The sequence below is a fragment of the Pseudonocardia alaniniphila genome (genome assembly GCF_022524485.1).
Taxonomy (GTDB): domain Bacteria; phylum Actinomycetota; class Actinomycetes; order Mycobacteriales; family Pseudonocardiaceae; genus Pseudonocardia; species Pseudonocardia alaniniphila.
The window spans coordinates 72,616-86,925 of record NZ_JAKXMK010000017.1; the positions used below are offsets into that span (position 1 = coordinate 72,616).

Sequence of the window (14,310 nt, forward strand, 5' to 3'; positions counted from 1 at the left end):
GGGGAACGCCGTGGCCCGCTTCGGCGTTGAACAGCATGGATGCCCGAGACGCTTCCGAGGAGGAACAGGTGCGCACCAGTAGCAACCCGGCGTTCCGCAACCTGCCCACCGGGCAGGGCGGCGGATACGCCACGTTCGACCGCCAGGGCGGCGCGATGGGTGGCGCGGCCGCCTATGGCGACGCCCAGGCCGCGCAGGTCGGATACGGGCGTGCCGGTGTCAGTGAGCGTCCGCTCACGATGGATGACGTCGTCACGAAGACCGCGCTCAACGCCGGCATCGCACTTGTCGCCGGTGTGCTCACCGCGATCAGCGGGCTCTACGGGCTCGTGCTCCCGGCGTTCATCATCGGGCTCGTCGTCTCACTGATCGTCATCTTCAAGCAGAGCACCAACCCGGCGCTCGTCCTCATCTACTCGGCCGCCATGGGCGTGGCGCTCGGTGGCATCACCGGTGCGCTCGAGCTGTCGGGCACGCAGTTCCAGGGCATCGGCCTGCAGGCCGTGATCGGCACCGCCGGCGTGTTCGTCGGCATGCTCGTCGTCTACAAGACGGGCGCGGTGCGGGTCACCCCGAAGTTCACCAAGTGGCTGATGGGCGCCCTCATCGGCGTCACGGTGCTGGCGCTCTTCAACCTCATCTTCAGCTTCTTCATCCCCGGCGGTCTCGGGGTGCGGGAGCCCACGATGCTCGGCTACCTGTTCAGCATCGTCTGCATCGGTGTCGCCGCGTTCAGCCTGCTGCTCGACTTCGACATGGCCGACCGCGCCGTTCGTGACGGCGCCCCGGCCAAGTTCGCCTGGTACATCGCGTTCGGCCTGATGACCACGCTGGTCTGGCTCTACATCGAGATCCTGCGCCTGCTGAGCTACCTGCGCCAGGAGTGACGTCCGGGTCCGTCCCGGACCACCCCGTCACGACAGCGGCCCGGCACCCCGAGAGGGTTGCCGGGCCGCTGTGCGTCTCGCGGGTCAGCTGAGGCGCTCCAGCACCATCGCCATGCCCTGCCCGCCGCCGACGCACATCGTCTCCAGACCGATCTGCTTGTCGTGGGTGCGCAGGCTGTTGATCAGCGTGGTGGTGATGCGCGCGCCGGTCATGCCGAACGGGTGGCCCAGTGCGATCGCGCCGCCGTTGACGTTGAGCTTGTCCTCGTCGATGCCCAGCTCGCGGGCCGAGGGGATGACCTGCGCGGCGAACGCCTCGTTGATCTCGACGAGGTCGACGTCGTCGATCGTCATGCCTGCCCGGCCCAGCGCCTGCTTCGACGCCTCGATCGGGCCGAGGCCCATGATCTCCGGCGACAGCGCGGAGACGCCGGTGGAGATGATCCGGGCCAGCGGCGTGACACCCAGCTCGGCCGCCTTCGTGTCGGACATGATCACGAGCGCTGCCGCGCCGTCGTTGAGCGGGCAGCAGTTGCCCGCGGTGACGCGGCCGTCGGGCCGGAACACCGGCTTGAGCTGGCTGACCGCCTCGTAGGTGACGCCGGAGCGCGGGCCGTCGTCGGCGGAGATCACGGTGCCGTCGGGCAGGGTGACGGGGGTGATCTCCCGGGCGAAGAACCCGTCGGCGATCGCCTTCTCGGCAAGGTTCTGCGAGCGGACGCCGAAGTGGTCCATCTCCTCGCGGCTGATGCCCTTGAGCAGCGCGACGTTCTCCGCCGTCTGGCCCATCGCGATGTAGACGTCGGGCAGGTGCTCGTCGGGGCGCGGGTCGCTCCAGGAGTCGGCCCCGTTCTCGGCGATGTGCCTTGTGCGGTCCGCGGCGTCCCCGAAGATCGGGTTGCGCGTGTCGGGCCACGAGTCGGAGCTGCCCTTGGTGAAGCGGGACACCGTCTCCACTCCGGCGGAGATGAAGACGTCGCCCTCGCCTGCCCGGATCGCGTGCAGAGCCATGCGGGTGGTCTGCAGCGACGACGAGCAGTAGCGGGTGATCGTGGTGCCCGGCAGGCTGTCGTAGCCCAGCAGCACCGCGACGACCCGTGCCATGTTGTAGCCCTGCTCACCACCGGGCAGGCCGCAGCCGAGGATGAGATCGTCGATCTCGGACGGGTCGAGCTGTGGCACCTGGGCGAGCGCGGCGCGCACGAGCTGGACGGTCAGGTCGTCGGGTCTGATGGTGGTCAGCGATCCCTTGTGGGCGCGGCCGATCGGGGATCGAGCCGCCGCGACGATCACGGCTTCGGGCATCGTCTTCTCCTCGTACTGGGCGTGGCTACCGGCCGGAGAATACCCGCGAGTAACCGCATCAGGGGATCAAATCGGATGTGACCATGCCCGGGTGAACCTGACCCGAGCTGTCAGGTTCTGGCCCCATGATCCCGGTATGGCCACATGGAGGGACGTCGAGATCGCCGAGCCGGGGTTCGCCGCCCGCGTACGGAAGATCTTCGACGCGCACAAGCACAAGACCATCGCCACGCTGCGCTCGGATGGCTCGCCGCGCATCTCCGGGATCGAGGCGCAGCTCGCCGACGGAGAGCTGACATTCGGGTCGATGCCCGGGGCGCGCAAGGGCGCCGACCTGCGCCGCGACCCGCGGTTCGCGCTCCACAGCGCCTCGGAGGACCCGGTGGAGGGCAACGAGGCGGCCTGGTCCGGTGACGCGAAGATCGCCGGCCGGGCGTTCCACGCCGGTGACGTGGACGGCGACATGTCCGGCGACCTGTTCCGCGCCGAGATCGACGAGGTGGTCCGCACGGGCCTGAACGACGCCGCCAGCATGTTGGTGATCGAGACCTGGACACCCGCGCGCGGACTGCGGCGGATCGAACGGGAATAGCGCCCGGTACGGGGACTGATGATCGATTTGGGGCCAGATGTACCGGTCCTGTCGATATCGCCCGGGGTCGTTCGTCGTCATGCTGTGGTGGCACCCCGGCCACCCATGTCGACCCCGTGACGACGACAGGGAGCTTTCCCGTGAAGTACATGCTGCTGCTCTACGGTGCCCAGCCCACCGAACCCCCCACCGAGGAGGCCATTCAACAGGAGATGGACGAGTACTGGCCCTACGAGAAGGCCGTCATCGACGCGGGTGTGAAGGTGGCGAGCGAAGCGCTGCAGGGCGTGGAGACCGCCACCACCGTCCAGGTCCGCGACAACGGCGAGCGTGTGGTCACCGATGGGCCGTTCGCCGAGACACGCGAGATCCTCGGGGGGTTCTACCTGATCGACGCCCCCGACCTCGACGCGGCACTCGACTGGGCGGCTCGCTGCCCCGCCTCCCGCCGCGGCGGGAAGGTGGAGGTTCGGCCGATCCTGGAGTTCGACGCACCGTGACCCCGGCGGCAGCCGGCTCCGTCGAAGCTGCCATAGAGAAAGCGGCAAGCCGTGAGGAGCGGGGCCGGCTGCTCGCCACTCTCGTACGCCAGTTCGGCGATCTCGACCTGGCCGAGGAGGTCGCCTCCGAGGCCGTTGCCGCCGCGCTCGAACACTGGCCGGTCGACGGGGTTCCCGGGAAGCCCGCCGCGTGGTTGCTCACCACCGCGCGCCGTAAGGCCGTCGACAGGCTGCGCCGGGACAAGGTCTACGCCGCCCGGCTGGCCGTGATGCAGGCAGAGGCCGAGCGTGAGGGCGTCGCCGACCGCGTAACGGGCGACGAGGACGTCCCCGACGAACGGCTCCGGCTGTTCTTCACCTGCTGCCATCCGGCCCTGCCGATCGAGGCACAGACTGCGCTGACCCTGCGGTGCCTCGCCGGGCTGGGCACGCCCGAGGTGGCCCGCGCGTTCCTCGTGCCGACCGCCACGATGGCGCAACGCATCGTGCGTGCCAAGCGCAAGATCCAAGCGGCGCGCATCCCGTTCCGTGTGCCGGACGCGCTCGAGCTGCCCGGCCGGCTCCCGGGCGTGCTGCGTGTCATCTACCTGATCTTCACCGAGTCCTACGCGGCCAGCGCTGGGCCCGAGCTCCTACGGGCCGATCTCGCCGACGAGTCGATCCGGCTGGCCCGGATCCTGCACGGCCTGCTCCCCAGCGAGCCGGAGGTGTCGGGGCTGCTGGCTCTGATGCTGCTGATCGACGCCCGGCGAGCCGCCCGCACCACCCCGGACGGCGACCTGGTGCTGCTCGACGAGCAGGACCGGTCGCTCTGGGACCGGGATCGCATCACCGAGGGACGCAGGCTCGTCGTCGAGGCGCTGCGCCACCGCGCACCCGGGCAGTACGCGCTGCAGGCGGCCATCGCGGCGCTGCACAACGATGCAGCGGACGTCGCCACCACCGACTGGCCGCAGATCGTGGCCCTCTACGACGTGCTCGGCGACGTTGCGCCGTCACCGCTGGTGCGGCTCAACCGGGCGGTGGCGGTGGCGATGCGGGACGGTCCGGCAGCCGGGCTCGAGCTCGTCGACGCCCTGGCCGACGACGAGCGGCTGCGCGGCTACCACCTCCTGCCCGCCGCACGCGCCGACCTCCTGCGCAGGCTCGGCCGCCACCGCGACGCCGCGCTCGACTACCGGCGGGCGCTTCAGCTCGTGGGCAACGAACCGGAGCGGGCCTACCTGGAGCGCAGGTTGCGCGAGGTGACACGTTCCTAGGAGGGCCGCTCGGCGGCGAGCTGGCGCAGCTTGGTGAGCGCCCGGTGCTGGGTGACGCGCACGGCGCCCGCCGTGGAGTCGACGGTGCGGGCGGTCTCCTCGGCGCTCAGGCCCAGCGCGATCCGCAGCACGAGCACCTCGCGGTGGTGCTCGGGGAGCTGGTCGAGGAGGTGGCGCAGCTCGGCGATCTGGGTGCCGAGCACGGCGATCGTCTCGGGGCCGGCAGCGGCGTCGGCCGAGTCGGGGAGCGTGTCGGTGGGGATGGAGCGGTTACGCCCGGCCGCGCGGAACGCGTCCACCACCTTGTTGCTCGCGATCCCGTAGACGAAGGCCATCACCCGCGTCTCGCCGGGACGCCAGCGCTCGAGCGCGTTGTAGAGCGCGATCAGGACGTCCTGCGCCACGTCGTCGGGCGTGGCCATGCCGACCGTCACGCCGATCCGTGCGCGGCAGTACCGCACGATCAACGGGCGCACCTGGTCCAGCAGCTGCTCCAGTGAGCGCTTGTGGCCGGTGGCGGCGCGCCTCGCGAGCTCGTCCAGCTCGGCGTCACGGATGGCAAGGCGCTGAGCCTCGGCCCGGTCGCGATCCTCGACCCCGTAGACGTCGTCGCCGACCGATGGCACCGGTGCGCCCCTCCTGCTCATCGGTCCTGGCCGGGAACGGCCGGGTCGGCGGGACCGCACGGCCCCGGCCACTCTCGGGAGTCGTCGGATCAACCGGCCGCGGCCCGCTCGGTCGGTGAGGTTCGTCCCGTGTTGGGGAAGACTAGTCCGTTCGCCACGTTTTGTGCTCCCGATCGGCCGGACGACTGAACGTGCAACCATTCGGCTCTGCGCAACTTCCCACGTCGCAGGTCGTGCGGCACCGGCGAGGCGCTCGGCGCCCAGGGTGCGACCATTGAGTTATGCGCTACGTCGAGCACGTCACCGACCTGGTCGGGAACACCCCGCTCGTCCGGCTCGGCACGGTCGCGGAAGGGGTCGCCGCGCCCGTGCTCGCCAAGGTGGAGTACTTCAACCCGGGCGGCAGCGTGAAGGACCGGATCGCGCTACGGATGATCGACGCCGCCGAGGCATCGGGGGAGCTGCGTCCCGGCGGCACGATCGTCGAGCCCACGTCGGGCAACACCGGCGTCGGCCTCGCCATGATCGCCCAGCGCCGCGGTTACAAGTGCGTTTTCGTCTGCCCGGACAAGGTGAGCGAGGACAAGCGCAACGTGCTGCGCGCCTACGGCGCGGAGGTCGTCGTGTGCCCCACCGCCGTCGAGCCGGACCACCCCGACTCCTACTACCGCGTCTCCGACCGGCTGGTCGCCGAGACCGAGGGCGCCTGGAAGCCGAACCAGTACGCCAACAAGCACAATCCCGAGTCCCACTACTTCGGCACGGGCCCGGAGATCTGGGAGCAGACCGAGGGCCGGATCACCCATTTCGTGGCCGGGATCGGCACCGGCGGCACCATCAGCGGCACGGGCCGCTACCTGAAGGAGGCGTCCGGCGGCCGCGTCCAGGTGATCGGCGCCGACCCCGAGGGATCGGTGTACAGCGGCGGCGGTGGCCGTCCGTACCTCGTGGAGGGCGTCGGCGAGGACTTCTGGCCGACGACGTACGACAAGGACATCTGCGACCGGATCGTGGCGGTCTCCGACGCCGACTCGTTCCACATGACCCGTCGGCTCGCCCGCGAGGAGGCCCTGCTGGTCGGCGGCTCCTGCGGAATGGCGGTGGCGGCGTCGCTGGTCGTCGCGCGCGAGCTCCCGGCCGACGCTGTGGTCGTCGTGCTCCTGCCCGACGGTGGCCGCGGCTACCTCGGCAAGGTCTTCAACGACTCCTGGATGGCGAGCTACGGGTTCCTGCCCCCGGCGCAGGGCGCCACCGTCGGCGACGTGCTGCGTCGCAAGGACGGTGCGATTCCCGCGCTCGTGCACGTCCATCCGAACGAGACCGTGGCCGACGCCGTGCAGTACCTGCGCGAGTTCGGGGTCTCGCAGATGCCCGTGGTCCGGGCGGAGCCGCCCGTCATGGCCGCGGAGGTGGCGGGTGCCGTGGTCGAGCGCGACCTGCTCGACGCGCTGTTCACCGGCCGGGCGCAGCTGTCGGACCGGCTGGAGAAGCACATGTCGCCGTCACTGCCCACCATCGGCGCCGGTGAGGCACTGGCCACGGCCATGAGCGCGTTCGCCACAGCCGACGCCGCGCTCGTGCTCATGGACGGCAAGCCTGCGGGCGTCGTGACCCGTTCCGACGTGCTGGCCTTCCTCGGCAGCTGACCCCGGCCCACCAGCCACGTTCACGCCATCGGATGGCGTGGACGTGGCTTTCCGGCGAGAGGGGCCACCGCGCGGCCGGGGCCGGCCGCGGTCCGCGTAGCGTGCTCACATGCGCGGCTTCTCCACCAACGCCATCCACGCCGGCCAGGAGTCGGACCCGACGACCGGTGCGGTGATCACACCGATCCACCAGTCGTCCACCTTCGCCCAGGACGGGGTGGGTGGGCTCCGCGGCGGTTACGAGTACTCGCGCAGCGCCAACCCCACCCGCACCGCGCTACAGGAGTGCCTCGCCGCACTGGAAGGCGGGCGCCACGCACTCGCGTTCGGCTCCGGAATGGGCGCCTCCGACGTCCTGCTGCGCGTGCTGCTGCGCCCGGGTGACCACATCGTCATCCCGCACGACGCGTACGGCGGCACGTTCCGGCTCGTCGACAAGGTGCTGGTGCCCTGGGGGATCGAGTACACACCGGCTGACCTCTCGGACATCTACGCGCTGCGTGCGGCGCTGCGGCCGACCACCCGTGCCATCTGGTGCGAGACCCCCACCAACCCGCTGCTCGGTATCGCCGACATCGCGGCCCTCGCCGACATCGCCCGATCGGCCGACGCGCGGCTCGTCGTCGACAACACGTTCGCGTCGCCCTACCTCCAGAACCCACTCGGTCTCGGCGCCGACGTCGTGCTGCACTCCACCACCAAGTACGTTGGCGGCCATTCCGACGTGGTGGGCGGCGCGCTCGTCACGAGTGACGACGAGCTCGCGGAGCGGCTGCGTTTCACCCAGAACTCGGTGGGGTCGGTCCCCGGCCCGTTCGACGCGTGGCTCACCCTGCGCGGGGTGAAGACCCTCGCCGTGCGCATGGAGCGCCACAGCGACAATGCGGAGCGCATCGCCGAGCTGCTCGCCGGGCACCCCGGCGTCGAGCGCGTGCTCTACCCCGGCCTGCCCGAGCACCCCGGCCACGAGGTCGCGGCGAAGCAGATGCGCCGGTTCGGCGGAATGGTGTCCTTCACCGTGGCGGGTGGCCGGGAGGCGGCGCTGCGGGTGTGTGGCGCCACCACCCTCTTCACGCTGGCCGAGTCGCTGGGTGGCGTCGAGTCGCTCATCGAGCACCCCGGCGCCATGACCCACGCCTCGGTGGCGGGTTCGGCGCTGGAGGTGCCGGCCAACCTGGTGCGGCTCTCGGTGGGCATCGAGGACGTCGAGGACCTCGCGGAGGACCTCCGGGAAGCGCTGGACACCGCCACCCGCTGAGCCGTGGGCGGCGGCACCTCGGCGGGTCAGCTCTTCGCCGGGGTGTCCAGGTCGGCGGTGGTGGGTGGCTGCTGGGCGGGCTCGGGCACCACGAGGTCGCCAGGAGCGATGCAGCCGCCCACCAGTTCGTAACCGTCGGCGTTCAGCTCGTAGCGGCCCGGATCGTCGCAGCCTGCACCTTCAACCGTGGCGACGGCCACCGCCGCCAGCACGGCGGCCACGAACAACGGTGCCATCGCCCGCAGCCGAGTCATCCGACCTCCCCGCCAGCGGCTCCGTCGGATGCCGCTACCCACTGGTTCACAGGTTACCGGGGGGCGTGGGCCCTCGCCTCCACGGTGCGAGGATGGGTGACATGGTCACCGTCGGATCCGTCGCGCCGCCCGTCGGGCTCGCGGACGTTCGTAGCGCCGCTGAGCTGCTGCGGGGGGTGGTCTCTCCCACGCCGATGGCCGGGTCCCGCGCGCTGTCGGAGATGTGCGGTGGTCCGGTGTGGCTGAAGTGCGAGAACCTGCAGCGCACCGGGTCGTTCAAGATCCGTGGCGCGTACACGCGGCTCGCCCGTCTGGATGACGAGCAGCGATCCCATGGGGTGGTGGCCGCCAGCGCAGGCAATCATGCACAGGGCGTGGCCCTGGCCGCCCAGATGCTCGGGATCGAGGCCACGGTTTTCATGCCCGAACAGGCGGCTATCCCGAAGGTCGGCGCCACTCGTGGCTACGGCGCACAGGTGCATCTCGTCGGCCAGACGATCGACGGCAGCATCGCCGCGGCCACTGAGTTCGCCGAACGCACCGGGGCCGTCTTCGTGCACCCGTTCGACCACCGCGACATCATCGCCGGCCAGGGGACGGTCGGGCTGGAGCTGCTCGAACAGGTGCCGGACGTGCGCACCGTGCTCGTCTGCACCGGTGGAGGCGGCCTGCTCGGCGGCATCGCGGCCGCGGTCAAGGAGCAGCGCCCCGACGTCACGGTGGTGGGGGTGCAGGCCGCCGGCGCCGCCGCCTGGCCTCCGTCCCTCGCCGCAGGCGAGCCCTTGGCGTTGGAGTCCATGCGCACGATCGCCGACGGCATCGCCGTCGGGCAGCCGGGGAAGGTGACGTTCCCGCAGGTGGCGAGCCTCGTCGACGAGATCATGACGGTCGACGACGACGCCCTCTCCCAAGCTCTGTTGCACTGCTTGGAGCGCGCGAAGCTGCTGGTGGAGCCCGCAGGAGCGGCAGCGGTGGCCGCACTGTTGCAGCATCCGCGCCGGTTCGCCACACCTGCTGTGGCCGTGCTGTCCGGCGGGAACGTGGATCCCCTCGTGCTGCTGCACGTGATCCAGCACGGCATGGCCTCCGCCGCCCGCTACCTGTCGTTGCGGGTACGCGTCGGAGACCGGCCCGGCGCGCTCGCCGAGCTTTTGGCACACGTGGGTTCACTCGGCGCCAACGTGCTGGACGTCGAGCATTCACGTATCTCGGGCACGCTCCCACTGGGAGAGGTGGAAGTGGCGTTGGCGCTCGAGACTCGTGGCCCCGACCACTGCGCGGAGCTGGTGGAAGCGCTGCGCGGCACCGGCCAGAACGTGGTCGAGGTGGCCGGGCCGCGTTGAACCGCGATCCGTGCGATGTGGTCGGGGGTGTCGAGTGCTGGATCAGCCTCGGAACGGCTCCGCTGACACGAGCGCAACCTTCATGTTGCCGCCGTCGGGCAACTGGTACTCGCGTGACTCGCCGACCCGCGCACCGAGCAGCGCGGCTCCGAGCGGCGAGTTCGGGGAGATCACCTGCAGGTCACCGTGGCTGCCCTCCTCACGGGAGCCCAGCAGCACGGTCTCGGTGTCCTCGTCGTCGTAGCGGATCTTCAGCACCATGCCGGGAGCGGCGACATCGGACGACGTGGGCGGCGTGCCGACGTGCGCGGTGCGGAGCAGTTCCTGAAGCTGGCGGATGCGCGCTTCCTGCTGGCCCTGCTCCTCGCGCGCGGCGTGGTAGCCGCCGTTCTCCTTGAGGTCGCCCTCTTCTCGGCGGGCGTTGATCTCAGCAGCGATGACGGGGCGGTTCGCGATCAGCTCATCGAGTTCCTGCTTGAGCCGATCGTAGGCATCCTGGGTCAGCCAGGTCACCTGGGTTTCCGTCACGGTCATCACTCCTCCAGCCTGTCGCGGTCCATGCAGCCACGGACCGTTCGCCCGCGGGGTCGGGCACCGCCGGTGCGCGGCCCCGTTCTCGAAGGCGGCACTAGCCCCGAGTAAGGAAAAACACGACCCGCCTGCGGGCCGTGTCGGCTCACGGTAACACGGTGGCAGCCGCTCGTCGCAGCTATTCGACGAACGGTTGGGGCGTTCGGGAAGTTCCCGGCGACGTCATCGCCGCAGGTCAGTGACCCTACGACACCGAGGTCGACCGGTGGCTGCGGCCGGATGGGGGTCGGGGCGACCGCTCAGGGTAGCGGTGCCGGGCGTCTCTCCGCCGCAGTTCGGCATCCCGGGCGTGCCGCCCGTCGGGCGCCCGTTCGCTCGGTTGCACAGCGTTACGAAGCGGGCACGGAGGTGGTCACAGGGAGCCACCACGAGGAGATCGCGAACCGGAGGGGAAGCACGTGGGGGCCATCGGTGTTGACCAGGAAGGAACAGGTTGTCGGGCTGATCTGACACCATCGTTCCGGTAGATGATCTGTCCCGATGATCTGTCCGACGCACGTTCGACCGGAAGGACCGCAGCGACCGCCATGTCCTCACTAGCACTGCACAACTCGGGACCTCTGCGGCTCATGGCTGTGCACGCGCACCCCGACGACGAGTCCAGCAAAGGTGCCGCCACCATGGCGCGCTACGTCGAGGAAGGCCACGAGGTCATGGTCGTCACCTGCACGGGTGGCGAGGCCGGAAGCATCCTCAACCCGGCGATGGACCGGCCCGGCGTGCTTGACGATCTCCCGGCGGTGCGACGTGCCGAGATGGCCCGCGCAGCCGAGATCCTCGGCGTGCAACACCGCTGGCTCGGCTTCGTCGACTCCGGTCTCCCCGAGGGCGACCCGAAGCCGCCGCTGCCGGAGGGCTGCTTCGCGGTGCAGGACCTCGAGGTAGCCACGAGGCCGCTGGTGGCCCTGATCCGCGAGTTCCGCCCGCACGTCGTGATCACCTATGACGAGACCGGCGGCTACCCGCACCCCGACCACATCCGCTGCCACGAGATCTCGGTGGCGGCCTTCGACGCTGCAGGCGACCCCGACCTGTACCCCGGCACCGGCGAGCCGTGGCAGCCGCTCAAGCTCTACTACTCCCACGGCTTCTCCAAGAAGCGCATGGTGCTGTTCCACGAGGCGCTGCTCGCCCGCGGTCTCGAGTCGCCGTACCACGAGTGGCTGCAGAACTGGGCCGACCGCCCCGATGCGTTGGAGCGCGTCACCACCCGGGTGCAGTGCGGCGACTGGTTCGACGTGCGTGACAGGGCCCTGCTCGCCCACGAGACGCAGATCGACCCCACGAGCCGCTGGTTCTTCGTACCGCTGGAGATCCAGCGGGAGGTGTGGCCGACGGAGGATTACGAACTCGTCCGCAGCTTCGTCGATTCACCCACTCCGGAGGATGATCTGTTCGCCGGTGTCGACGCCGGGGTGGCGGTGCGCCCGGCCGTCTGACCGGCGCGTACCGTTCTTCGGGTGAGTCCCGTCGCGCCGCTTGTGGCTGAGCCCTTCCTGATCCAGGGGAGTGGTTCGGCTCCGGTCGTGCCCGTGGTGATGGCGGTGCCGGCGCAGGACCCCGCGCCCCCGCCGGGGAAGGGCCCGGAGTTCGGCGAGGCCTCGCCCGTCGCGCTCGTCGTCATCGTGTTGCTGGCGATCGTCACGATCTTCCTGATCCGGTCGATGACCAAGCGGCTCCGGCGCCTGCCGTCCAGCTTCGGGCCCGCCGAGGACGAGCCGGACAAGGCAGGCGACGAGCCCGAGGCGCCGGCGGACGACGAGGCCGACGACGACAAGGCGCAACTCACGGCCAACGGCAAGAAGAACGGGGCCGAGCACGGGGCGGGCGAGGCCGAACGCCGCCCAGAGGATGCCGGGGGCAGCCGGGCCTGACAGGGTTGACGGCATGCCGAACCGGCTCGCCGCAGCCACCAGCCCGTACCTGCTCCAGCACGCCGACAACCCCGTCGACTGGTGGGAGTGGTCCGACGAGGCCTTTGCCGAGGCGGCTCGCCGGGACGTCCCCGTGGTGCTGTCCGTGGGGTACGCGGCCTGCCACTGGTGCCACGTCATGGCTCACGAGTCGTTCGAGGACGAGGCCACCGCCAAGCAGCTCAACGCCGATTTCGTGGCGGTGAAGGTCGACCGGGAGGAGCGCCCGGACATCGACGCTGTCTACATGGCGGCCACCCAGGCCATGACCGGCCAGGGCGGATGGCCGATGACGTGCTTCCTCACCCCTGCCGGTGAGCCGTTCCACTGCGGCACCTACTACCCGCCCACTTCCCGCGCCGGCATGCCGGGGTTCCGCCAGCTCCTCGACGCCGTCACCAGGGCGTGGCGCGACGACGGCGAGCGCGTGCGCCGCTCGGCCGGGGAGATCGCCGCCCGGCTCGCCGACAACGCGGCCGCGGCGCTGCCTCCGTCGCCCGTCGGTCCGGAGTCCCTGGAGCGGGCCGCCGACACCCTCATCGAGATGTTCGACGGGCGGTTCGGCGGATTCGGCGGGGCACCGAAGTTCCCGCCGTCGATGGCGCTGGAGTTCCTGCTGCGCCACTACGAGCGCACCGGAGCCGAGCACGTGCTGCGCCCCGCCGCGCTCACCTGCGAGCGGATGGCCCGCGGTGGCATGTACGACCAGCTCGCAGGCGGCTTCGCCCGCTACAGCGTCGACGCCCAGTGGATCGTGCCGCACTTCGAGAAGATGCTCTACGACAACGCGCTGCTGCTCCGGGTCTACGCGCACCTCGCGCGGATCACGGGAGAGCCGTTCCCGCGCCGCATCGCCGAGGAGACGGCGGCGTTCCTACTCGGCGACCTGCGCACCGCGGAGGGCGGCTTCGCCTCGGCGCTCGATGCCGACACCGACGGCGTCGAGGGACTGACCTACTCGTGGACGCCGCAGCAGCTGCGCGAGGTGCTGGGCGACGACGACGGGAACTGGGCCGCGACCCTGCTCACCGTCACCGAGCGGGGCACGTTCGAGCACGGCTCCTCCACGCTGCAACTGCTGGCCGACCCCGACGACCCCGAGCGCTGGGAGCGAGTCCGCGCCGCGCTGCTCGCGTCACGCAAGATGCGCCCGCAGCCGGCCAGGGACGACAAGGTGATCACAGCGTGGAACGGGATGGCGATGCTCGCGCTCGCCGAGGGTGGCGCGGCGCTCGATCGTCCCGACTGGGTGGACGCTGCGGCCGAGGCCGCTGATCTCCTGTTGCGGCTGCACCTGGTGGACGGGCGGCTGCGCCGCTCGTCGCGGGACGGGGCGGTCGGCACCGCCGCCGGGGTTCTGGAGGACTACGGCTCCTTCGCCGAGGGACTGCTCGCACTGCACCAGGCCACCGGCTCGCCACGCTGGCTCACCGCGGCCACCGAACTGCTCGACGTCGCGCTCGAGCACTTCGCCGACCCGGAGCGTCCCGGCTCCTTCTACGACACGGCGGACGACGCCGAGACGCTCCTGCACCGGCCGCGCGAGTTCACCGACAACGCCACGCCGTGCGGGAGCTCGGCCACGGTATCGGCCCTGCTGACGGCATCGGTGCTGGTGGCCGACCCGGCCCGGTACCGGGACGCCGCCGAGGAGGGGCTACGCGGGGCGGGCACGCTGGCCGAGCACCACCCGCGGTTCGCCGGCCACTGGCTCACCGCGGCCGAGGCGATGGTGCGCGGGCCGCTGCAGGTGGCGGTCGTCGGACCCGACGGCGACGCGAGCCGGGACGCACTGCTCGCCCACGCCCGGCACATCGCCGCCGGTGGCACCGTCATCGTGCCCGGCGAGCCGGGAGCGGCCGGGGTCCCGCTGCTCGCCGACCGTCCCCTCGTCGACGGCCTTGCCGCGGCGTACGTCTGCCGGGGCTTCGTCTGCGACCGCCCCGTGACGGCGACGGAGGAGCTCACAGCGAGCCTCGGCCTACGCCCCTGACCCACGCCTCGCGAGCTCCGCCATACCTCGGGGGCCGCCCGGTTCCCGAGGAGGACGTGAGCAGCGGACGATTTGTCTGTTTCACCACTGATTCCCCCGATCGGGTGGGCGGCCCGGTTCACCCACCGTGAAACTCTGCGGCG

Annotated in this window: 14 protein-coding genes; 10 read left to right on the plus strand and 4 right to left on the minus strand. The window is 70.9% G+C overall.

Annotation, left to right across the window (positions count from 1 at the left end; genetic code table 11):
• The first annotated feature begins 68 nt into the window (after positions 1–68).
• Positions 69–887: a Bax inhibitor-1/YccA family protein gene (locus MMF94_RS20520; protein ID WP_241038727.1), complete on the plus strand. Its 819-nt coding sequence runs from the start codon at positions 69–71 to the stop codon at positions 885–887.
• A gap of 84 nt (positions 888–971) precedes the next feature.
• Here MMF94_RS20520 and MMF94_RS20525 read toward each other — a convergent pair whose 3' ends face one another.
• Positions 972–2,192, minus strand: coding sequence for an acetyl-CoA C-acetyltransferase (locus MMF94_RS20525; protein ID WP_241038728.1), 1,221 nt, complete (start codon positions 2,190–2,192; stop codon positions 972–974).
• A 136-nt stretch (positions 2,193–2,328) separates the two neighbouring features.
• On the opposite strand from MMF94_RS20525, the gene MMF94_RS20530 reads away from it, so the two are divergent.
• The 3 genes from MMF94_RS20530 (at position 2,329) to MMF94_RS20540 (ending at position 4,543) form a co-directional block, all read left to right on the plus strand.
• The gene (locus tag MMF94_RS20530) at positions 2,329–2,784 is read left to right on the plus strand and encodes a pyridoxamine 5'-phosphate oxidase family protein (RefSeq protein WP_241038729.1); all 456 of its coding nucleotides are present in this window, start codon (positions 2,329–2,331) and stop codon (positions 2,782–2,784) included.
• 149 nt (positions 2,785–2,933) lie between these two features.
• Positions 2,934–3,284 carry a YciI family protein gene (locus MMF94_RS20535; RefSeq protein WP_379660236.1) on the plus strand — a complete coding sequence of 117 codons (351 nt, stop codon included), beginning with the start codon at positions 2,934–2,936 and terminating at the stop codon, positions 3,282–3,284.
• A complete protein-coding gene (locus MMF94_RS20540; RefSeq protein WP_241038731.1) occupies positions 3,281–4,543 on the plus strand; it encodes an RNA polymerase sigma factor in 1,263 nt (420 codons plus the stop codon). Before MMF94_RS20535 ends, MMF94_RS20540 begins: the two co-directional genes overlap by 4 nt.
• On the opposite strand, the gene shbA is transcribed toward MMF94_RS20540, so the two are convergent.
• A complete protein-coding gene (shbA, locus tag MMF94_RS20545) occupies positions 4,540–5,169 on the minus strand; it encodes an RNA polymerase sigma factor ShbA (protein ID WP_241038732.1) in 630 nt (209 codons plus the stop codon). The two genes, MMF94_RS20540 and shbA, sit on opposite strands and share 4 nt — an antisense overlap.
• A gap of 281 nt (positions 5,170–5,450) precedes the next feature.
• On the opposite strand from shbA, the gene MMF94_RS20550 reads away from it, so the two are divergent.
• Positions 5,451–6,815, plus strand: coding sequence for a cystathionine beta-synthase (locus tag MMF94_RS20550; protein WP_241038733.1), 1,365 nt, complete (start codon positions 5,451–5,453; stop codon positions 6,813–6,815).
• A 109-nt stretch (positions 6,816–6,924) separates the two neighbouring features.
• Complete coding sequence (locus MMF94_RS20555) at positions 6,925–8,073, plus strand: cystathionine gamma-synthase (RefSeq protein ID WP_241038734.1); 1,149 nt, start codon at positions 6,925–6,927, stop codon at positions 8,071–8,073.
• 26 nt (positions 8,074–8,099) lie between these two features.
• Here the strand turns inward: MMF94_RS20555 and MMF94_RS20560 are convergent, their stop codons facing one another.
• On the minus strand, positions 8,100–8,327 hold the full coding sequence (locus tag MMF94_RS20560; RefSeq protein ID WP_241038735.1) for a hypothetical protein: 228 nt from the start codon (positions 8,325–8,327) through the stop codon (positions 8,100–8,102).
• A 92-nt stretch (positions 8,328–8,419) separates the two neighbouring features.
• On the opposite strand from MMF94_RS20560, the gene ilvA reads away from it, so the two are divergent.
• The gene (gene ilvA, locus MMF94_RS20565; RefSeq protein WP_241038736.1) at positions 8,420–9,670 is read left to right on the plus strand and encodes a threonine ammonia-lyase; all 1,251 of its coding nucleotides are present in this window, start codon (positions 8,420–8,422) and stop codon (positions 9,668–9,670) included.
• 42 nt (positions 9,671–9,712) lie between these two features.
• Here the strand turns inward: ilvA and greA are convergent, their stop codons facing one another.
• Positions 9,713–10,198 carry a transcription elongation factor GreA gene (gene greA / locus MMF94_RS20570; protein ID WP_241038737.1) on the minus strand — a complete coding sequence of 162 codons (486 nt, stop codon included), beginning with the start codon at positions 10,196–10,198 and terminating at the stop codon, positions 9,713–9,715.
• 590 nt (positions 10,199–10,788) lie between these two features.
• Between greA and mca the strand changes: the two genes are divergently transcribed.
• From mca to MMF94_RS20585, 3 genes are read left to right on the plus strand one after another with little or no spacing between them, the layout of a single operon-like run.
• Positions 10,789–11,700: a mycothiol conjugate amidase Mca gene (gene mca, locus MMF94_RS20575; protein ID WP_241038738.1), complete on the plus strand. Its 912-nt coding sequence runs from the start codon at positions 10,789–10,791 to the stop codon at positions 11,698–11,700.
• A 21-nt stretch (positions 11,701–11,721) separates the two neighbouring features.
• A complete protein-coding gene (locus MMF94_RS20580; protein ID WP_241038739.1) occupies positions 11,722–12,135 on the plus strand; it encodes a hypothetical protein in 414 nt (137 codons plus the stop codon).
• A gap of 13 nt (positions 12,136–12,148) precedes the next feature.
• The gene (locus MMF94_RS20585; RefSeq protein WP_241038740.1) at positions 12,149–14,167 is read left to right on the plus strand and encodes a thioredoxin domain-containing protein; all 2,019 of its coding nucleotides are present in this window, start codon (positions 12,149–12,151) and stop codon (positions 14,165–14,167) included.
• Positions 14,168–14,310 lie beyond the last annotated feature (143 nt).

Coding starts and splice junctions, on each gene's coding strand:
- MMF94_RS20525 (WP_241038728.1), bottom strand. CDS start 2,192: ATGCCCGAAGCCGTGATCGTCGCGGCGGCTCGATCCCCGATCGGCCGC.
- MMF94_RS20560 (WP_241038735.1), bottom strand. CDS start 8,327: ATGACTCGGCTGCGGGCGATGGCACCGTTGTTCGTGGCCGCCGTGCTG.
- MMF94_RS20555 (WP_241038734.1), top strand. CDS start 6,925: ATGCGCGGCTTCTCCACCAACGCCATCCACGCCGGCCAGGAGTCGGAC.
- MMF94_RS20585 (WP_241038740.1), top strand. CDS start 12,149: ATGCCGAACCGGCTCGCCGCAGCCACCAGCCCGTACCTGCTCCAGCAC.
- MMF94_RS20550 (WP_241038733.1), top strand. CDS start 5,451: ATGCGCTACGTCGAGCACGTCACCGACCTGGTCGGGAACACCCCGCTC.
- ilvA (WP_241038736.1), top strand. CDS start 8,420: ATGGGTGACATGGTCACCGTCGGATCCGTCGCGCCGCCCGTCGGGCTC.
- MMF94_RS20530 (WP_241038729.1), top strand. CDS start 2,329: ATGGCCACATGGAGGGACGTCGAGATCGCCGAGCCGGGGTTCGCCGCC.
- MMF94_RS20535 (WP_379660236.1), top strand. CDS start 2,934: ATGCTGCTGCTCTACGGTGCCCAGCCCACCGAACCCCCCACCGAGGAG.
- mca (WP_241038738.1), top strand. CDS start 10,789: ATGTCCTCACTAGCACTGCACAACTCGGGACCTCTGCGGCTCATGGCT.